14 protein-coding genes and 1 pseudogene are annotated in these 19,044 nt (G+C 61.8%); 3 read left to right on the forward strand and 12 right to left on the reverse strand.

The features are described 5' to 3' along the window. Positions 1-40 precede the first annotated feature (40 nt). The 3 genes and pseudogenes from M2D63_RS20900 to M2D63_RS20910 form a co-directional block, all read right to left on the reverse strand. Positions 41-1,666 (reverse strand): NAD(P)/FAD-dependent oxidoreductase, encoded by a 1,626-nt coding sequence (locus M2D63_RS20900; RefSeq protein WP_285864910.1) that lies wholly within the window; start codon positions 1,664-1,666, stop codon positions 41-43. Positions 1,667-1,772: 106 nt separating this feature from the next. Continuing rightward, positions 1,773-2,444, reverse strand: coding sequence for a COG3650 family protein (locus M2D63_RS20905; RefSeq protein ID WP_285864911.1), 672 nt, complete (start codon positions 2,442-2,444; stop codon positions 1,773-1,775). A gap of 70 nt (positions 2,445-2,514) precedes the next feature. Then, positions 2,515-3,120: pseudogene (locus M2D63_RS20910) on the reverse strand (short chain dehydrogenase); the annotation flags it as partial. 101 nt (positions 3,121-3,221) lie between these two features. On the opposite strand from M2D63_RS20910, the gene M2D63_RS20915 reads away from it, so the two are divergent. Next, entirely contained in the window at positions 3,222-4,130 is a 909-nt protein-coding gene (locus tag M2D63_RS20915) for a LysR family transcriptional regulator (RefSeq protein ID WP_285864912.1), read from the forward strand. A gap of 3 nt (positions 4,131-4,133) precedes the next feature. Here M2D63_RS20915 and M2D63_RS20920 read toward each other — a convergent pair whose 3' ends face one another. The 6 genes from M2D63_RS20920 to M2D63_RS20945 all read right to left on the reverse strand — a co-directional run bounded on the left by M2D63_RS20920 (position 4,134) and on the right by M2D63_RS20945 (position 9,532). Beyond that, positions 4,134-4,388, reverse strand: a complete 255-nt coding sequence (locus M2D63_RS20920; protein WP_285864913.1) for a hypothetical protein — start codon at positions 4,386-4,388, stop codon at positions 4,134-4,136. A 146-nt stretch (positions 4,389-4,534) separates the two neighbouring features. Next, on the reverse strand, positions 4,535-5,236 hold the full coding sequence (locus M2D63_RS20925) for an ABC transporter ATP-binding protein (protein WP_285864914.1): 702 nt from the start codon (positions 5,234-5,236) through the stop codon (positions 4,535-4,537). After that, positions 5,237-6,004, reverse strand: a complete 768-nt coding sequence (gene livG / locus M2D63_RS20930; RefSeq protein WP_285864915.1) for a high-affinity branched-chain amino acid ABC transporter ATP-binding protein LivG — start codon at positions 6,002-6,004, stop codon at positions 5,237-5,239. Beyond that, positions 6,001-7,257: a high-affinity branched-chain amino acid ABC transporter permease LivM gene (locus M2D63_RS20935; protein ID WP_285864916.1), complete on the reverse strand. Its 1,257-nt coding sequence runs from the start codon at positions 7,255-7,257 to the stop codon at positions 6,001-6,003. The genes livG and M2D63_RS20935 overlap by 4 nt, the downstream gene beginning before the upstream one ends. Then, entirely contained in the window at positions 7,254-8,177 is a 924-nt protein-coding gene (gene livH, locus M2D63_RS20940; RefSeq protein ID WP_285864917.1) for a high-affinity branched-chain amino acid ABC transporter permease LivH, read from the reverse strand. The genes M2D63_RS20935 and livH overlap by 4 nt, the downstream gene beginning before the upstream one ends. Positions 8,178-8,404: 227 nt before the next feature. After that, positions 8,405-9,532 (reverse strand): branched-chain amino acid ABC transporter substrate-binding protein, encoded by a 1,128-nt coding sequence (locus M2D63_RS20945; protein ID WP_285864918.1) that lies wholly within the window; start codon positions 9,530-9,532, stop codon positions 8,405-8,407. A 363-nt stretch (positions 9,533-9,895) separates the two neighbouring features. Here M2D63_RS20945 and M2D63_RS20950 point away from each other — a divergent pair, with 363 nt between their 5' ends. Then, entirely contained in the window at positions 9,896-10,201 is a 306-nt protein-coding gene (locus M2D63_RS20950) for a DUF2288 domain-containing protein (protein ID WP_285864919.1), read from the forward strand. Between the two features lie 181 nt (positions 10,202-10,382). Here M2D63_RS20950 and M2D63_RS20955 read toward each other — a convergent pair whose 3' ends face one another. Next, positions 10,383-12,566 carry a hypothetical protein gene (locus M2D63_RS20955; RefSeq protein WP_285864920.1) on the reverse strand — a complete coding sequence of 728 codons (2,184 nt, stop codon included), beginning with the start codon at positions 12,564-12,566 and terminating at the stop codon, positions 10,383-10,385. Positions 12,567-12,767: 201 nt separating this feature from the next. Here M2D63_RS20955 and M2D63_RS20960 point away from each other — a divergent pair, with 201 nt between their 5' ends. Further along, positions 12,768-13,655, forward strand: coding sequence for an NAD(P)-dependent oxidoreductase (locus M2D63_RS20960; protein WP_285864921.1), 888 nt, complete (start codon positions 12,768-12,770; stop codon positions 13,653-13,655). Here M2D63_RS20960 and M2D63_RS20965 read toward each other — a convergent pair. Continuing rightward, positions 13,555-15,828, reverse strand: coding sequence for a bifunctional diguanylate cyclase/phosphodiesterase (locus tag M2D63_RS20965; protein WP_285864922.1), 2,274 nt, complete (start codon positions 15,826-15,828; stop codon positions 13,555-13,557). The genes M2D63_RS20960 and M2D63_RS20965 overlap by 101 nt on opposite strands. A gap of 307 nt (positions 15,829-16,135) precedes the next feature. Beyond that, entirely contained in the window at positions 16,136-18,982 is a 2,847-nt protein-coding gene (gene rapA / locus M2D63_RS20970; RefSeq protein WP_285864923.1) for an RNA polymerase-associated protein RapA, read from the reverse strand. Positions 18,983-19,044: the final 62 nt, after the last annotated feature.

Here is a 19,044-nt window from a genome sequence, read left to right on the forward strand (position 1 = left end):
GATGGACCATTGTGGGAGCTGGCGTAGCCTGCGATGCTCTTTAGCGGCTGGAAACTCCCTGCAAGCCCAGCATGCTGCGCGCCACGGCCTCGGCAATACGAATCCCGTCGACACCCGCCGACAGAATCCCGCCCGCATAACCGGCCCCTTCACCCGCCGGGAACAGCCCCTTGAGGTTCAGGCTCTGCATATCCGCACCACGGGTGATGCGCAGCGGCGAAGAAGTACGCGTCTCGATCCCGGTCAACACAGCGTCGTGCAGGTTGTAGCCCTTGATCTGCCGATCGAAGGCCGGCAGCGCTTCACGAATGGCCTCGATGGCAAAATCCGGCAGGCTCGGGGCCAGGTCGCCGAGGTTGACCCCGGGCTTGTACGACGGCTCGACACTGCCCAGGGCGGTGGACGGGCGGCCGGCAACGAAGTCACCCACCAGCTGCGCCGGCGCCTGATAGTTGCTGCCGCCCAGGACATAGGCATGGGCTTCGAGTTTTTCCTGCAACTCGATACCCGCCAGCGGACCGCCGGGGTAATCCTGTTCCGGGGTAATGCCGACGACAATACCGGAGTTGGCGTTGCGCTCGTTGCGCGAGTATTGGCTCATGCCGTTGGTGACCACTCGGCCCGGCTCGCTGGTGGCCGCGACCACGGTGCCGCCCGGGCACATGCAGAAGCTGTAGACCGAACGACCGTTCTTGGCGTGGTGCACCAGTTTATAGTCGGCCGCGCCCAGTTTCGGGTGGCCGGCGTACTTGCCCAGGCGCGCCTGGTCGATCAGCGACTGCGGGTGTTCGATGCGGAAACCGATGGAAAACGGCTTGGCTTCCATGAACACGCCACGGGCGTGCAGCATGCGGAAGGTGTCGCGGGCACTGTGGCCCAGGGCCAGGATCACATGGCGCGACTGCAGTTGTTCGCCGCTTTCCAGCACCACGCCGTGCAGTTGGCCGTCGTCCATCAGCAGGTCGGTGACTTTCTGTTCGAAGCGCACCTCGCCGCCCAGGGCGTGGATCTCATGGCGCATGTTCTCGACCATGCCGGTCAGGCGGAAGGTGCCGATGTGCGGTTTGCTGACGTAGAGGATCTCTTCGGGCGCACCGGCCTTGACGAACTCGTGCAGCACCTTGCGGCCATGATGGTGCGGGTCCTTGATCTGGCTGTAGAGCTTGCCGTCGGAGAAGGTACCGGCACCGCCTTCGCCGAACTGCACGTTCGACTCGGGGTTCAGCACGCTCTTGCGCCACAGGCCCCAGGTGTCTTTGGTGCGCTGGCGCACTTCCTTGCCGCGCTCGAGAATGATCGGCTTGAAGCCCATCTGCGCCAGCAGCAGGCCGGCGAAGATCCCGCACGGGCCGAAACCGACCACGATCGGTCGCTCCTGCAAGTCGGCAGGGGCCTGGCCGACCACCTTGTAGCTGACGTCCGGCGCGACATTGACGTTGTGGTCGTCGGCGAACTTGTGCAGCAACTCGGCTTCATTGCTGGCAGTCAGGTCGATGGTGTAGATGAACAGCATTTCGCTGTTCTTCTTGCGGGCGTCGTAGCTGCGCTTGAACAGGGTGAAGTCCAGCAACTGCTCGTCGCTGATCCCCAGGCGTTGCACGATGGCCTCGCGCAGGGCTTCATCAGGATGATCCAGCGGCAGCTTCAGTTCGGTGATTCGTAACATGGCAGGGTCCAGTATCCCGGCCATGGGCGGCCGGCGGCTTTACACAAACCGCCAAGTATAAGCTGTTCGCCGGCCTTGCAGGCAGGATTAACGCAGGCGCCGATGATCAGTCGTTGCGCGAGCCGCCATAGTAGGCGCAGCCACGCATGATCTGGCCATTGACCCGCAGCTCGGCACTCAGGTGCTGCACGCCGCCGGTGGCGACGTCGACACAGCGTTGCGGCGCCACCCACAGCTCCACGCGCTGGCCGTTGGCCTCGGTGTTGATGCTGAACCGCCCGTCAGGCAGTTGCTCTTCCAGGTAGGGCACCGCCAGCGAAGGTTGGCCGGGGCGCTCCAGGACCATACCCTTGCCGCTGGCCTTGAGGCTCCAGTCCGGTTCATGGCCAAAGGCGCGCAGGGTCAGACGCTTGAAGTTGGGGTCGCTGCAGGCACTGCTGGAATGCTCGACCCGGTACAGCCGCTGCACGTTGAGCTGGCCGTCGTTGCCAGCCTTCTGGCTGGCGGAAAGATTGCCGCTGACATCGGCGAACAAGGTGCCAGGTTCGGCGGCCAGGGCGGCGGCTTCCTGCAGCAGGCCGGTGCTGCCGGCGTCGAAGACGGCAAAGTGGCGATTCTCGCCGCAGGGCTTGAACAACAACTGGCCGCCCTTGGCACTCAATTCACCTTGCATGCGTGTCGTGCCGGCCACGGCGGTTTGCGGCTTTTCCGCCAGCGCCTGGCAACCGGCGAACAGCGGCAACAGGGCGACAAGCAATAACGAAGGGGCGGCACGCATCGAGCAAACTCCAGGGTCTCTACCAAAAGGTGCCGCCACGTTACGCAGGCTGAACGCCGATCACAAGGCCTTAGCCGACATGATAGGTCTGGCCGGTCTGCAGGCCCTCGACGCTCTTGGCGTAGGCCAGGGCCACGTCAGCGGCCGGTACCGGCTTGAATCCACGGAAATACGGCGCATAGGCCGGCATGGCCTCGACCAGCACGTTGGGGCTGATCGAGTTGACCCGCAAGCCCCGCGGCAGTTCGATGGCCGCCGCCTTGACGAAGGCATCGAGGGCACCATTGACCAGGCTGGCCGACGCCCCGGTACGGATCGGGTCATGGCTGGTGATGCCGGTGGTGAAGGTGAAGGAGCCGCCGTCGTTGATGAACTCGCGACCGATCAGCAGCAGGTTGACCTGGCCCATGAGCTTGTCGTTCAGGCCGAGGGCGAAGTGTTCCTCGCTCATGTCCGCCAGCGGGGCGAAGGTGACGTTGCCCGCGGCGCAGACCAGGGCATCGAAGCGGCCGGTCTGCTCGAACAGGCGGCGAATGGATGCGCTGTCACTGATATCCACCTGGTAGTCGCCGCTGCTGCGCCCGATACGCAGCACCTCGTGGCGCTGTTCCAGTTCCTTGGCGACTGCCGAACCGATGGTGCCGTTGGCGCCGATCAACAGGATTTTCATTGAGCCGTTCCTCGCAAGTCAGGGGGAGAAGGCTCAAGTCTAGGGTGGATTTTCCCGGGGATAAGCGTAGTAATAAGCAACCTTTGGTTTTCATATGGAAACAATCCGTGAGCGACCTCGACGACCTTGCCGCCTTTGCCGTGTTGATGGATGCCGGCAGTTTCACCTTGGCCGCCCAGCAACTGGGCTGGAGCAAAGGGCAGTTGTCCAAGCGCATCAGTGCCCTGGAATCCAGCCATGGTGTGAAACTGCTGCACCGCACCACACGCCGGCTGAGCCTGACCGCAGCCGGCGCGATGTTGTTGCCCCAGGCCCAGGCACTGGTGCGGCAGATGGAGGGCGCGCGCCAGACCCTGGCCATGCTCAAGGACGAACTGGCCGGACCGGTGCGGATCACCGTACCGGTGTCATTGGGTGAGACGTTCTTTGAGGGCCTGCTGCTGGAGTTCGCCGCCACCTATCCGCAGTTGCAGGTCGAGTTGGAGTTGAACAACGGTTATCGCGACCTGCTGGGCGATGGCTTCGACCTGGCCATCCGTACCGAAGTCCGGGACGACGCGCGCCTGGTTGCCCGGCCTTTGCTGGCCATGCAGGAGCTGACCTGTGCCAGCCCGGCGTATCTGCAGCAGCAGGGTGAACCGCACACACCGGCGCAGTTGAGTGGGCATCGCTGTCTGCTCAACAGCCATTACAGCGGGCGGGAAGAGTGGTTGTATCACCAGCAGCACGAATTGCTGCGGGTGCAGGTCAGCGGCAGTTTCGCCAGTAACCATTACAGCTTGCTGAAAAAGGCGGCGCTGCTGGGGGCGGGTATTGCCAGGTTGCCGTCGTACATGGTGCATGCCGAGTTGGCCGAAGGGCGCTTGCAGTGGCTGCTGCGCGACTATCAGACGCGCAGCGTGCCGTTGTTCCTGGTTCACCCCTATCAGGGCGGGATGCCCAGGCGGGTCCAGGTGCTAGCCGACTACCTCATGCACTGGTTCAAGCGCAGCAGCCAGGCGTTGCAGACCCTCTAGGTTTTACATCTTGTCCTTTTTCTCGTCCTTCATCATGTTGTCGCCATTGTCCATTTTCTTGTCGTGGCCCTTGTCCATTTTCTTGTCGTGGCCCATGTCCATTTTCATGTCGTCGGCCATTTTCTGGTCCATCTTCATGTCCTTCTCCATGCTGGCTTGCTTGTCCATCTTCATGTCTTCGGCATGGGCAACGGGAAGGATGGCCAGGGTCGAGCCAAAGGACAGGATGAGGGCGGCCGCGCTGAGGGTTTTGTTCATGGTGGAGCTCCTGGTTAGTAGAGGGGGCGAGCGCTTGAGGTTGCTGGCTCGCCTGCTGCACTAGAGTCCACTGCCCGGGAGGCGTTACAGCGGGCAAGAAAAAAGGCCCGAAGGCCTTTTTCCATTTGTTGCCATGAAGCGGTGGATCAACCGCCCAGGTAGGCGTCGCGCACCTTGGGGTCGGTCAGCAGCGCTTCACCGGTGCCCTGCATCACCACCCGGCCGTTTTCCAGCACGTAGGCACGGTCGGCGATCTTCAGGGCCTGGTTGGCGTTCTGCTCGACCAGGAATACCGTCACCCCATCACGACGCAGTTGCTCGATGATGTCGAAGATCTGCTGGATGATGATCGGCGCCAGGCCCAGCGATGGCTCGTCGAGCAACAGCAGCTTGGGCTTGCTCATCAGCGCCCGGCCGATGGCCAGCATCTGCTGCTCGCCACCGGACATGGTGCCGCCACGCTGGTTGAAGCGCTCCTTCAGGCGTGGGAACAGTTGCAGGACCTTGTCCATCTGCTCCTGGTAGTCGCCCTTGTCGGTGAAGAAGCCGCCCATGGCCAGGTTCTCTTCCACGGTCAGGCGGGCGAATACCCGGCGGCCTTCCGGTACCACGGCAATGCTCTTGCGCATGATGTGCGAGGAGGACTGGCCGACCAACTCCTCACCCAGGTACTTGATGCTGCCGCTATGCGCCTGGGGTGAGCCGCACAGGGTCATCAGCAGGGTCGACTTGCCCGCGCCGTTGGCACCGATCAGGGTGACGATCTCGCCCTGGCGGATCTCGACGTTGACGCTGTGCAGCGCCTGGATCTTGCCGTAGAAAGTGGAAACGTTTTCGAACTGCAGCATTTACGCTTCCCCCAGGTAGGCTTTGATCACTTCAGGGTTGTCACGGATCTGTTCCGGCGAGCCGTCGGCCAGGGGCGTGCCCTGGTTGATCACCACGATGTGGTCGGAAATGCTCATGACCAGCTTCATATCGTGCTCGATCAGCAACACGGTGACGTTGTGCTCTTCGCGCAACAGGCTGATCAGTGCCTTGAGGTCCTCGGTTTCCTTCGGGTTCAGGCCGGCCGCCGGTTCGTCGAGCATGATGATCCGCGGACGGGTCATCATGCAGCGGGCGATTTCCAGGCGACGTTGCTGGCCGTAGGCAAGCGTGCCGGCGGGGCGGTTGGCGAACTCGACCAGGTTGACCTTCTCCAGCCAGTAGCGTGCGTACTCTTTCGCTTCGTGCTCACTGCGGCGGAAGGACGGGGTCTTGAGCAGGCCGGCGAGGAAGTTGGTGTTCAGGTGCCGGTGCTGGGCGATCAGCAGGTTCTCCAGCGCGGTCATTTCCTTGAACAGGCGCACGTTCTGGAAGGTCCGCACCACGCCCTTGCGGGCGATCTCATGGCCGGCCAGGCCCTGGATCGGCTGCCCATCGAGCAGGATGGTGCCGCCACTGGGCTTGTAGAAGCCGGTCAGGCAGTTGAACACCGTGGTCTTGCCGGCGCCGTTGGGGCCGATCAATGCCACGACCTGTTTTTCCTTGACGGTCAGGGCCACGCCGTTGACCGCCAACAAGCCGCCGAAGCGCATGCTCAGGCCGCTGACTTGCAGAATTTCGCGGCTCATCGACGCAGCTCCATGTGGGGACGTTGCATAGGCAGCAGGCCTTGCGGACGCCAGATCATCATCAACACCATCAGCGCACCGAACATCAGCATGCGGTACTCGCTGAATTCGCGCATCAGCTCCGGCAGCAGGATCATCACGATGGCCGCGAGGATCACGCCCAGCTGAGAGCCCATACCGCCGAGCACGACGATGGCGAGAATGATCGCCGACTCGATGAAGGTGAACGACTCCGGCGTCACCAGGCCCTGGCGCGCAGCGAAGAAGCTGCCGGCGAAACCGGCGAAGCAGGCACCGAGGGTGAAGGCCGACAGCTTGATCACGGTCGGGTTCAGGCCCAGGGCACGGCAGGCGATCTCGTCTTCGCGCAAGGCTTCCCAGGCACGACCGATCGGCATGCGCAGCAGGCGGTTGATCACGAACAGCGCGAACAGTGCCAGCAGCAGCGCCACCAGGTAGAGGAAGATCACCTTGTTGATCGAGTTGTACTGCAGGCCGAAGAACTCGTGGAAGGTCTGCATGCCTTCGGCGGCCTTGCGTTCGAAGGTCAGGCCGAAGAATTCCGGCTTGGGAATGTTGCTGATGCCGTTGGGACCGCCGGTCAGCCCGGTAAGGTTACGCAGGAACAGGCGGATGATTTCACCGAAGCCCAGGGTCACGATGGCCAGGTAGTCACCGCGCAGACGCAGTACCGGGAAGCCCAGCAGGAAGCCGAAGGTGGCCGCCATCAGGCCGGCGATCGGCAGGCAGATCCAGAAGCTCAGGCCGTAGTAGTGCGACAGCAGGGCGTAGCTGTAGGCGCCGACGGCATAGAAGCCGACGTAACCCAGGTCGAGCAGGCCCGCCAGACCGACCACGATGTTCAGGCCAAGCCCGAGCAGCACGTAGATCAGGATCAGGGTGGCGATGTCGACCGCGCCGCGCGAGCCGAAGAACGGCCAGATCAGCGCCGCCACGATCAGGCCCATGACCACCCAGCGCTGGGTCTTGGGCAGGGTCAGGAAGTTGCTGACAGCCGGCGAGATCAGCTTGCGCTCCGAGCGCGGGCGCATGACGGCGCTCCACTGCTTGTCGAACAGCACGCGCAGGAACATCAGCACCGAACACAGGGCGATGATCCACAGGGTCATGGCACCCTGGGTGTGGACGATCAGGTTGATGCCATCGATGCTGAGCTTCAGGCCCAGCACCGGGAAGGCCACGGCCCAGACCAGCAAGGCGCTGAAGAACGCCTGTTTGAGATTTCTGTTCATACTTTTTCAACCTCCGGACGGCCGAGAATGCCGGTCGGACGGAACAACAGCACCAGAACCAAAAGACCGAAGGCCACCACGTCCTTGTACTGGTCGCCGAAGATATCGGCGCCAAAGGCTTCAGCCACCCCGAGCACCAGGCCACCGAGCATGGCGCCCGGAATACTGCCGATGCCGCCCAGCACCGCGGCGGTGAAGGCCTTCAGGCCCACCAGGAAGCCGGCGTTGGGGTTGATCACGCCGTACTGCATGCTCAGCAGTACCGCCGCCACGGCCGCCAGGGCGGCACCGATGACGAAGGTCAGGGCGATGATGTTGTTGGTGTTGATACCCAGCAGGTTGGCCATCTTGATGTCTTCGGCACAGGCGCGGCAGGCACGGCCCAGGCGAGAACGGGAGATGAACAGGGTCAGGCCGGTCATGGCCACCAGGGTGACGACGAAGACCAGGATCTGCATGTACGAGAGCAGCACTTCCTCTGCGCCGCCTGGGCCAAAGGAGATGCTCCCCGGGATCAGGTTGGGAATGGACTTGTCCTTGGAGTCCTGGGACAGCAATACAGTGTTTTGCAGGAAAATCGACATACCGATGGCAGAAATCAGCGGGATCAGCCGGTTGCTGTTACGCAATGGGCGGTAGGCGACCCGTTCGATACTGTAGCCATAGGCACTGGTTACGAAGATCGTCGCGACGAAGGCGACGGTCATCAATACCGGCAGTGAATCGATGCCCATCATGGCCAGCCCGGCAAGGGCGATGAAGGCCACGTAGGAACCGATCATGTACACCTCGCCATGGGCGAAGTTGATCATTCCAATGATGCCGTAAACCATTGTGTAGCCAATGGCTATCAAGGCATAGGTGCTGCCAATGGTCAGGCCATTAACCAGCTGTTGGAAGAAGTGATAGATCTCAGGCATTACAGCGCTCCTAAAAACCTGATACGCATTTCACTGGTGGGGTTGCCCCCGGCCCGGTCTGGTGGTGTTTAGCCACGTTTCCCGCGCAACTGCCAGCGAACCGCTGGTGACGGTTTTAAGATTTTCAGGTGAACCTGCTTCCGGATCGCGGAAACCAGGCCCATGAACCTCGTAAAACAAAGCCCACTGCTCGCACAGTGGGCTTGTAGTCATGTAGTCAGACGGTATTACTGAGGGGAAACTTCGGTTTTAGGTTTGCCGAAATGCCATTCGTAGACCACGAATTTGAAGTCTTTCAGGTCGCCCTTGTCGTCGTACGACAGGTCGCCGGTCGGGGTCTTGAAGGTGCCTTTGTGGATGGCATCAGCCACCTTGTCGGTGTCTTCGGACTTGGCGGCCTTGATGCCTTCGGCGATCAGCTCGACAGCGGAGTAGGCCGGGAACACGAACGGACCGCTCGGATCTTTGCCGTCAGCCTTGATGGCATCGACGATTGCCTTGTTCGCAGGATCGGTATCGAAGGACTTCGGCAGGGTCACCAGCAGGCCTTCGGAGGCGTTCTGGGCGATCTGCGAGATGGAGTCGTTGCCGACACCTTCAGGGCCCATGAACTTGGCTTTCAGGCCTTTTTCCTGGGCCTGGCGCAGGATCAGGCCCAGCTCTGGGTGGTAGCCGCCGTAATAGACGAAGTCGACGTTGTTCTGCTTGAGCTTCTGGATGATGGACGAGAAGTCCTTGTCGCCGGCGTTCAGGCCTTCGAATACGGCAACCTTGGTGCCTTTGCCTTCGAGGGTCTGCTTGACCGCGGTGGCGATGCCTTCACCGTATTGCTGCTTGTCGTGCAGTACGGCAACCACTTTCGGCTTGACGTGGTCGGCGATGTAGTTGCCGGCCGCCGGGCCCTGGGCGCTGTCCAGGCCGATGGTGCGGAACACCAGCTTGTAACCGCGAGCGGTGATTTCCGGGCTGGTGGCAGCCGGGGTGATCATGATCACGCCTTCGTCTTCGTAGATGTCCGAAGCGGGCTGGGTGGAGCTGGAGCAGAGGTGGCCGATCACGAACTTGACGCCATCGTTGACCACTTTGTTGGCTACGGCCACGGCCTGTTTAGGGTCGCACGCGTCGTCGTACTCTTTGGCTTCAAGCATCTTGCCATCGACGCCGCCCTTGGCGTTGATGTCCTTGATGGCTTGTTTGGCACCAACGAACTGCATGTCGCCGTACTGAGTGACCGGACCGGTTTTCGGGCCGGCGATGCCGATCTTGATGGTATCGGCTGCAAACGAATGGCTGGCAACCCCGGCCAGAACCATTGCGGCAAACAGCTTGGAAATCTGCTTAGTAGCCTTACTCATAGTGCTCCACTCATTCTGTTGTAATTTTTATAGTCCTGGCGGCCAGAGCTTGAGGACCGGATCTGGTTCCATGGGAGGCCACGCCTCGCCATCGGTCCCGGATTGCTCCGAAAATGCCCTGGCAACTGTACCGGTACAGTGTAGAGCGCTGCTTTATCGCTTGAAAAGCAGCCCAGCCTGGGCAAATTCGGCGCGTGTCGCTTAATTGACAGAAACTTACAGGAAAGCGGCCTGGTCTTGCCCGGTTGCACGCGGCAATCCTTGGCTTTCAAGTCCTTTTCGATCAATTACTTATTTGAAACCGGGTTTTTCTGCAAAAATACCGACCTCTTACAGTAGTCGAATTATTTCTGGCAGGAACCCATGACTGATCAAGCAAGCACCCTCTATGCCAAATTGCTCGGCGAGACGGCAACAATCGAGTGGAAAGCCCTGGAGCGTTTCTGGGCCAAGGGTGACCTGATTTGGGTCGACTCGACCCTGGATCTGATCGAAGTTGCACAGGCAATGGCCGAGAATCGCAGTGAAATCGTGGCTGCATGGCGTAATGCTGGCACTGTCAGCCCGACCACCGCAGAGCAGGCACTAGACCTCCAGAGCCGCGATCCAGAGATCTGGGCGGTGGTGGTTTCGCCGTTCATCGTGATCCAGGAAAAGAAAAAAGCCTGAGCGCGCCCTGAATTGGTGCGTAAAAACGCACAGGCAGGCGCTTCTGGTGCGCGAGAGTGTTCAGGCAGGGTGGCTGTTGGTAACAGTCGGTGGCAGAGGTAACAGTTCTGAACGTCATCGCGGGGCAAGCCCGCTCCCACAGATGCCCCCTGTGGGAGCGGGCTTGCCCCGCGATTATCACTCAGTAGTCCACTTTCCCGGTGTGACTGTTCAGCGAGATCACCCGCGTCTTGCCGATACGGTGACGGTAGATTTCCCGCAGGTATTTCACCGCTTTCTTCACGCATTCCCGCGACAGGCGAATGTCGTTGATCGACACGAACTTGCTCTTGTCGTTGATCAACTCGCGGTACTTCTTCTCGTACATCGGTTTGATCGCGTACCAGTTGGTGTCGAGGATTTTCGCCGGGTTCTCGAATTCGTTGAGCAGGTCGTCGATGCGATCCTCATCGAACACATCGCTGGTGATGAACTCCAGCACGGCGTTGTCCAGGGTGTCGTCGAAACGGTACGGGTTGCGGGCGAAGCAGCGCTTGATGAAGGCCACGATCAGGGTCAGGAAGTCATCCGACAGGCACGGGCTCTTGGCGATCAGGGTGGTCAGCGACAAGTTGGCCGAGGCGCCGATCACCAGGGCGTAGCGCTTGAGCGTGGTGTTGGGGAACAGGCTGTTGAGGTGAGTCTTGAGCCGGTTCAGGTCCATGTAGGACAACTTGTAGTCCTTGGGCAGGGAGACGATCGACACCACCGACGAGCAATTCTTGAAGAAATGCAGGTCGTGCAAGGCCGCAGCGTCGTAGCCGGACGCCTTGTACTGCTCCAGGGCCGCCCGATAACGCTTGGACTCGATCGGCAACAGGCTGATGCCCTCGATCGCCTGGGTCACCTTGTTGAAGTGCGGCAGGTCGATGGAGCGGAAGAACAGGTCATCGATGTCCAGGCGTGGCTGATCCTTCTCGAACACCTTGAACTTGTCCGAACCCGGGATCGGCTGTTCCGGTACCACCGACTCGGCATAGGCAATGGCCACGGGACCAGCCAGGCTCATGAACAGGTCGTTGGCATCCAGGCGGATGGTTTCGCCGATGTCGATGCCGGCGCGACGGAAGTAGTTCTGGTCGTAGTCGGTGGTGACCGCCTGGGCGGTGAGAATGTTGAAGATCTGCTGGGAGATGTACTGGTTGGCGTGCTTCTCCATGGCATTGACATCGATGTTCTGGATGTTGCCGTCATCGTTCTCTTCGGCGTAGCGCATGATGTCGTTGGAGATCAGCATCATCGCGTTCCAGGGCCGGATGCGGCCCATGACGCTGGCCTCGCTGCTGTCTTCGTTGTCGAAGTTATAGGAAAAATCCCATTCTTCGGACAGGTACTTGCACAGCAGACGACCGGCGTTGATGTGCAGCGCCTCCGACATTTCACTGCGGTGATCGGAAATGTTCGGCAGTACGCAGATACCGCTGGTGAAGATCGGCTCGAAGACGAACGAGTGCCCGCTCTTGCCGTCGTTCTCGTCGGCCGGCTTGGTGTCGAAGGTCTTGTTCATGTAGGAGTACTGCTGGGCCAGGCCGAACTCCGAAGCCATGCCCGAACCGGTACCACCGCCGGCACTGAAGATGTAGAAGTACAACCGTGACTGGTTGGCCTTGATCCCGCAGGAGTCGATCAGGTAGGAGTGGATCAGCTTCCAGTCGGTGCTGGAGAAGCGATGGGTCTCCTTGTTGAGGATGATCTTGGCCAGGTACTGGCCCAGGATCGGCGCGTTGCCCGCACCGCCGGCATGGACTTCCGACAGGTCCATGATCTTCATCTTGCTGTAGTCGCGAATGAACCCGCTTTTTTCGCCCTTGCGCGAGAAGCGGATGCGCCCGGCAATGTCCTTGTCCAGGTCACCCAGCATGACCAGCGGTTCGACCAGGAACACCGGCTTGCTGCCTTTGTTCTGCACCAGGCGCAGGTTATTGCGGATCCAGCGTGCCGGGCTGTAGGACGGCTCGTTGGCGACCCGGTCGTCATTGTTGAATTCGTTGAGGTAGAAGGTGCGGGCGTTGTATACAAGTTCCGCAACATCCAGGGCAATATTCGAACCGCAGCGACCCAGGCCTATCAGGCAAACGGAGGGAAACTGCTGGTCCAGGCGCAACTGGCTTTCCTCCTCGACGTGGACACTGGGTGGAAACACCAGGTCGCGCAGGCCGTCGAGGTTGTCGAGGATGCGCTGGATATCACCCTCGGTGAAGTACAGGTACTGCTGCGGGTTGAGTGCCCGCGGGCTGTAGAATTCCCTCGCCCCTGAGAGGCTCGACGCGGGAGTGGATGACGTCAGCTCGGAAACTGCGTTGGCAGAAGTAGTCTTGGAGGTCATTTTGCGCCATTTGCCTGGGGGTGGATGGCTGTTCTAGTGGATATCATAGGGCCATCACTGGATAAGTTTCGCGACTGTATCAGTGCGCATCTGGCGTGAGCGATAGGGGGCTACCCTAGTGCCGATCAGGAGTTTTCCTTGTCACGCCTGCCAACTGAATCGTCCAATCAATCAACTTCTTTAATCTGCCTGGAGCTGTTCATGAGCACTGCACGTCCTTCGCTGGGGTTTGCCGGAATCGGTTTGATGGGGTTGCCGATGTGTCGGCGGTTGCTGGCGGCGGGGTACCCGCTGACCGTCTGGAACCGTTCGCCGGACAAATGTTCGGAACTGGTCAAGGCCGGTGCCCACCAGGTGGCGACGCCGGCCGAGCTCTGTCAGTCCGCTGATGTGGTGATGCTGTGCCTGGCCGACACCGCCGTGGTGCGTGAGGTGGTGTTCGGTGCCGACGGTGTGGCCAAGGGCGCCAGGGCCGGGCAGTTGCTGGTGGACTTCTCCAGCCTGGAGCCGACCGCCACCCGGGAAATGGCGGCGGAACTGGCGGCGCTCAGCGGCATGGCCTGGCTCGATGCGCCGGTGTCAGGCGGCACGCCGGGTGCCGAATCCGGCAGCCTGGCGATCATGGTCGGTGGCGATGCGGCCGACCTTGAGCGGGTGCGACCGGTGTTGTCGACCCTGGGCCAGCGGGTAACCCACATGGGGCCGGTGGGCGCAGGGCAGGTGACCAAGGCCTGCAACCAGATGATCGTTGCCTGCAATGCCCTGGTGATTGCCGAAGTGGTGGCGCTGGCCGAACAGTCCGGCGTCGATGCCAGCCTGATCGCCGAAGCCCTGGCCGGTGGTTTTGCCGATTCGAAACCCTTGCAGATCCTTGCACCGCAAATGGCCGAGAGCCGCTTCGAACCGGTCAAGTGGCATGTGCGGACCTTGCTCAAGGACCTGGACACGGCGGTGAAGTTTTCCCGCGAGCAGGGATCGGCGACGCCCCTCAGCGGCCTGGCCGCACAGCTGATGCGCCTGCACGGTAGTCAGGGCTATCTGCAAAAAGATCCGGCAACCTTGATTGATCTGTACCGGCGTAAGGAGTGAAGTCGGTCACCAGCGGCTCGCGCTGCTCCAGATCCTTGAGCAACGGGCGCAGCTCTCCCAGGGGCAGGGGGCGGCTGAGCAGGTAGCCCTGGACAAAATCGCAGCCTTGCTGGGCAAGGAACTGGTACTGGTCCATGGTTTCCACCCCTTCGGTGATCACCTGCAGGTGCAGGGTATGGGCCATGATGATGATTGCCTGGACGATTTCCATGTCCTGGGGGCTGCGGGGCACATCCTGGATGAACGAGCGATCGATCTTCAGGGTGTCCAGGGGCAGGCGCTTGAGGTAGGCCAGCGACGAGTAGCCGGTGCCGAAGTCATCGATCGACAGCGAGACGCCCTGGGCACGAATGTCCTTGAGCAGGGCGATGGTGCTGTGGATATTGCCCATCAGGGCGTTTTCGGTGACCTCCAGTTCGAGTTGCTGGGGGCTCAGGCCCGCCTGGTGCAAGGCGTCCTCAACTTCCCTGGCCAGTTCCTCGCGGCCCAGGGTCAGCGCCGAACAATTGACCGTGACCCTGAGCCCACCATGGCCATGGCGGCTGAGCAGGGCGAGATCCTGGCAGGCGTGGCGCAGCACCCAGAGGTCGAGGTCGGTGATCAGGCCATTGGCTTCGGCGATGCCGATGAAGCGCTCCGGACTGAGCAGGCCGTGTTGCGGGTGGTCCCAGCGCACCAATGCCTCGAGCTTGGCCACCTGGCCGGTATGCAGGTCGAAGATCGGCTGGTAGTGAATCCGTAGGCCGCGCTCTTCGAGCAGAGCGATGCGCAGCTCTTCTTCAAGCTGCAGTTCGAGGGTGGCGCGGGTATTCAAGGTGTTGTTGAAGAAGTTCAGGCTGTTGCGCCCGCAGCCCTTGGATTGATACAGCGCCAGGTCGGCGTTCTTGAGCAGCTCTTCACAGCTGCGCCCGTCATCGGGAAAGATACTGATGCCAATGCTGGTGGTCATGACCATGCGCCGGCCGGCCAGGTCGATCGGCTCTTTCATCTTCTGCATGATGCGCTGGGCCAGGTGCCGGGCTTCTTCGCGGTTGTGCAGGGCGGTCAGGATGCAGAACTCGTCGCCGCCGAAGCGCGCCACCACGTCCTGGCTGCGGGTCGCGGCCTTGATATAGCCGGCGATGACCTTGAGCAGTTCGTCGCCGGCATCATGGCCGAGGCTATCGTTGATGCGTTTGAAATGATCGATATCGAGGAACATGACCGCCAGCATGCCTTCGTTGGTCGATTGCTCCACCAGGCGTTCGGCAAACACCTGGTTGAAGCCGCGGCGATTGATCAGGTTGGTCAGGGCATCGTAGTGCGCGGCCTGCTGCAGGGACACTCGGGCCTGGTCCAGTTGGCTGAGCAGTACATTGACCCGGCGCAGGTCGTGTTCCTTGCTTTGCAGTTTCTGGTCGGAGAGGGCGGCACTGATGCTGCTGGCGCTGATCAGCAAGGTGATGAAGGCGATGGTCAGGCTCAGTTGCAGGCTGTTGTCGGTGGTGGGCAGGGTGACGCTTGCGCCGGAAGGGATGACCAGGGTCATGGCCCACATGCCGGTGAAATGGGTGGCGAAGATGCCGCCGGCCAGCAACAGGCTGGCGCCGTACTTGAGCAACTGGTGGAGGGTGCCGCTGCCATAGCGAAAATAGCGTGCCAGCAGCAGGGCCATGAGACTGGTGCTGATGGCGACGGCGATGGACGCCAGGAACCTGTCCGGTCGATAGAACTGCTGGGCGTTCGATTGAATGGCCGTCATACCGATGTAATGCATGGCGACGATGCCAAGGCCGATGCAGGTGGCGGCCTGGAGGAAGTGGCGTGCTTGCAGCTCGCGGTTGCCAAGGGTGTTCATCGCCAGCCAGCCGGCGAGCAGCATGATGATCAGCGACACCCCGGTCAGGGTGAATTCGTAGTGCACCTCGATCGGCGCCTGGAACGCCAGCATGCAAATGAAGTGCAGGGCCCAGACACCCCCGGCCAGGCAACAGGCGCCCAGCAGGCGCCATTGGCGCTGGGCAGCCGGGTGGTCAACATGGTTCAGGCGTTCGGCCATGCTCAGGGTGGCGAAACTGCCGGCACCGGCCACCAGCAGGGCAAGCACCACCAGGTAGGGGTTGTATTTGCACTCAAGAATGATCTGGCCGGTGGACGGCAAGTCGGCGAGCATTTCCAGGCCCAGCCACTCCATAGCATGCCTCTTATTCGAGTGTTCACTCGTCCCCCCAGAAGCCTGTCTGGAGACTGTTCAGGAGCAGTATAGGACAGGGGACTAACCCATCCTGATTAATGGCACTTTGACTTCTACGATTTGGTCATTGAGCCAATAGCGAAGGGTTCTAAAACTGTGAATGGTTACAATTTCCCGGTATCACAGGTGGGATGAAGTTTGGGGGGAGAGGGTAGGGAGGGGTACGGGGGGAGGACGAATCGCGGGGCAAGCCCGCTCCTACAGAGTGCATCTGTGGGAGCGGGCTTGCCCCGCGATGATTGCAGCCTTAACCGGCGACCAGTACCCGGATCGCTTCCAGGCGCAAGGCGGCTTTTTCCAGCATCGCCAGGCCTTGTTCGCGCTGCTTGCGCAGGGCTTCGATCTCGCTGTCGCGAACGGTCGGGTTGACCGCTTGCAAGGCGGTCAGGCGCGCCAGTTCTTCGTCGGTCTCGGCGGCCAGGCGGCTTTGGGCCTGGGCTACCCGTTCGGCATGACGGGGCATGACCTTGGCTTCACCACTGTTGATCCGTGGCGTCAGCACGTCGCGCTGGGCCTGGATGAACTTGTTGGCGCTGGCCTTGGGCACGCTTTCGAGCTGGTCGTTGAGGGTCTCGAAGGACACCCGTGCGGCCAGGTCGTTGCCATTGACGTCGAGCAGGCAGCGCAGCGCAGCCGGTGGCAGGTAGCGACCCAGTTGCAGGGAGCGCGGGGCCACGACTTCGCTGACATACAGCAACTCGAGCAGCACGGTACCCGGCTTGAGCGCCTTGTTCTTGATCAGCGCCACCGCGGTGTTGCCCATGGAGCCGGACAACACCAGGTCCATGCCGCCCTGGACCATCGGGTGCTCCCAGGTGATGAACTGCATGTCTTCACGAGACAGCGCCTGGGTGCGGTCGTAGGTGATGGTGACGCCTTCGTCGTCGCCCAGCGGGAAGCTGGCGTCGAGCATTTTTTCGCTCGGCTTGAGGATCAGGGCGTTTTCCGAATGGTCTTCGCTGTCGATGCCGAAGGCGTCGAACAGGGTTTCCATGTAGATCGGCAGGGTGAACTGGTCATCCTGTTCGAGGATCGCCTCGACCAGTTCCTGGCCTTCACCGGCGCCGCCGGAGTTGAGTTCGAGCAGGCGGTCGCGGCCGCTGTGCAGCTCGGCTTCCAGGCGCTCGCGCTCGGCGCGGGCCTCGTCGACCAGGGTCTGCCACTCGCCGTCGTCACCGCTTTCGAGCAGCGGCAGCAGGCGCGGGCCGAACTGGTGCTGCAGGGCGTTGCCGGTCGGGCAGGTGGCCAGGAAGGCGTTCAGGGCCTGGTCGTACCACTGGAACAGGCGCTCTTGCGGGCTGTTCTGCAGGTACGGCACATGCAACTCGATGGTGTGCTTCTGGCCAATCCGGTCCAGACGGCCGATCCGCTGCTCGAGCAGGTCGGGGTGGGCCGGCAGGTCGAACAGCACCAGGTGATGGGAGAACTGGAAGTTGCGGCCTTCGCTGCCGATCTCCGAGCAGATCAGCACCTGGGCGCCGAATTCTTCGTCGGCGAAGTAGGCGGCGGCACGGTCGCGCTCGAGGATGCTCATGCCTTCATGGAACACCGTGGCCGGGATACCGGAGCGCACCCGCAGGGCGTCTTCCAGGTCCATGGCGGTTTCGGCATGGGCGCAGATCACCAGGACCTTGACCCGCTTGAGCATCTTCAGGGTGTCGATCAGCCAGTCGACCCGCGGGTCGAAGCGCCACCAGCGTTCTTCTTCCGCGGTATCGCCCTGGGACTGGAAGGCCACCTCGGGGTACAGCTCGGCATGCTCGCCCAGCGGCAGCTCCATGTACTGATCGGGGTTGGCCAGCGGATAAGGGTGCAGCTTGCGTTCCGGGAAACCCTGCACGGCGGCACGGGTGTTGCGAAACAGCACGCGGCCAGTACCGTGACGGTCGAGCAGCTCGCGAATCAGGCGCGCACTGGCCTGGGTGTCGCCATCGCTGATGGCCGCCAGCAGGGCTTCGCCTTCAGCGCCGAGGAAGCCTTCGATGGTGGCGTGGGCCTTGGCCGACAGGCGACCTTCGTCAAGCAGCTCCTGTACCGCTTCGGCCACCGGGCGATAGTTTTCGCTCTCGGCGCGGAACGCGGCCAGGTCGTGGAAACGGTTCGGATCGAGCAGGCGCAGGCGGGCGAAGTGGCTGTCCTGGCCCAATTGCTCCGGGGTGGCGGTCAGCAGCAGCACGCCGGGGATGACCTGGGCCAGTTGCTCGACCAGGGCGTACTCGGGGCTGACCTGGTCTTCATGCCAGACCAGGTGGTGCGCCTCGTCGACTACCAACAGGTCCCAGCCGGCGGCGAACAGCGCGTCCTGGGCCTTTTCGTCTTCGGTCAGCCATTCCAGGGCGACCAGGGCCAGTTGGGCATCCTCGAAGGGGTTGCTGGCATCGCTCTCGATGAAACGTTCGGCATCGAACAGGGCGACCTGCAGGTTGAAGCGCCGGCGCATTTCCACCAGCCACTGGTGCTGCAGGTTTTCCGGGACCAGGATCAGCACGCGGCTGGCGCGACCGGAGAGCAGCTGGCGGTGGATCACCAGGCCCGCCTCGATGGTCTTGCCCAGGCCTACCTCGTCGGCCAGCAGTACCCGTGGCGCGATACGGTCGGCGACTTCACGGGCAATGTGCAACTGGTGGGCGATTGGTTGGGCGCGGGTGCCGCCCAGGCCCCAGAGCGAGGACTGCAGCTGGCGGCTGGTGTGTTCCAGGGTGTTGTAGCGCAGCGAGAACCACGGCAGCGGGTCGATCTGGCCGGCGAACAGACGGTCGCTGGCCAGGCGGAACTGGATGAAGTTCGACAGCTGGGTTTCCGGCAGGGTGCAGGCCTGGTTCTGGCCGTCGAGGCCGTGATAGACCAGCAGGCCGTCGACATCGTCGACCTCGCGCACGGTCAGCTTCCAGCCCTCGAAATGGGTGATCTGGTCGCCAGGGGAGAAGCGCACCCGGGTGAGCGGCGCATTGCGCAGGGAGTACTGGCGGGTGTCGCCAGTGGCCGGGTAGAGCACGGTCAACAAGCGGCCATCCTGTGCCAGAATGGTCCCCAGACCCAGCTCGGCTTCGCTGTCGCTGATCCAGCGTTGCCCCGGTTGATACTGCTGCGCCATACTGCCTGACTCCCGCCATGAAAAAGCCGACTATCTTAACGGATAGGACTGTACAGACCAAA

Origin of the sequence: Pseudomonas sp. BJa5 (assembly GCF_030272875.2) — a bacterium.
GTDB lineage: Bacteria > Pseudomonadota > Gammaproteobacteria > Pseudomonadales > Pseudomonadaceae > Aquipseudomonas.

What these genes read in the sequence shown, in the direction of transcription:
- M2D63_RS20900 (WP_285864910.1), bottom strand. Translation starts at nt 1,666, where the DNA reads ATGTTACGAATCACCGAACTGAAGCTGCCGCTGGATCATCCTGATGAA.
- M2D63_RS20905 (WP_285864911.1), bottom strand. Translation starts at nt 2,444, where the DNA reads ATGCGTGCCGCCCCTTCGTTATTGCTTGTCGCCCTGTTGCCGCTGTTC.
- M2D63_RS20920 (WP_285864913.1), bottom strand. Translation starts at nt 4,388, where the DNA reads ATGAACAAAACCCTCAGCGCGGCCGCCCTCATCCTGTCCTTTGGCTCG.
- M2D63_RS20925 (WP_285864914.1), bottom strand. Translation starts at nt 5,236, where the DNA reads ATGCTGCAGTTCGAAAACGTTTCCACTTTCTACGGCAAGATCCAGGCG.
- livG (WP_285864915.1), bottom strand. Translation starts at nt 6,004, where the DNA reads ATGAGCCGCGAAATTCTGCAAGTCAGCGGCCTGAGCATGCGCTTCGGC.
- M2D63_RS20935 (WP_285864916.1), bottom strand. Translation starts at nt 7,257, where the DNA reads ATGAACAGAAATCTCAAACAGGCGTTCTTCAGCGCCTTGCTGGTCTGG.
- livH (WP_285864917.1), bottom strand. Translation starts at nt 8,177, where the DNA reads ATGCCTGAGATCTATCACTTCTTCCAACAGCTGGTTAATGGCCTGACC.
- M2D63_RS20945 (WP_285864918.1), bottom strand. Translation starts at nt 9,532, where the DNA reads ATGAGTAAGGCTACTAAGCAGATTTCCAAGCTGTTTGCCGCAATGGTT.
- M2D63_RS20950 (WP_285864919.1), top strand. Translation starts at nt 9,896, where the DNA reads ATGACTGATCAAGCAAGCACCCTCTATGCCAAATTGCTCGGCGAGACG.
- M2D63_RS20955 (WP_285864920.1), bottom strand. Translation starts at nt 12,566, where the DNA reads ATGACCTCCAAGACTACTTCTGCCAACGCAGTTTCCGAGCTGACGTCA.
- M2D63_RS20960 (WP_285864921.1), top strand. Translation starts at nt 12,768, where the DNA reads ATGAGCACTGCACGTCCTTCGCTGGGGTTTGCCGGAATCGGTTTGATG.
- M2D63_RS20965 (WP_285864922.1), bottom strand. Translation starts at nt 15,828, where the DNA reads ATGGAGTGGCTGGGCCTGGAAATGCTCGCCGACTTGCCGTCCACCGGC.
- rapA (WP_285864923.1), bottom strand. Translation starts at nt 18,982, where the DNA reads ATGGCGCAGCAGTATCAACCGGGGCAACGCTGGATCAGCGACAGCGAA.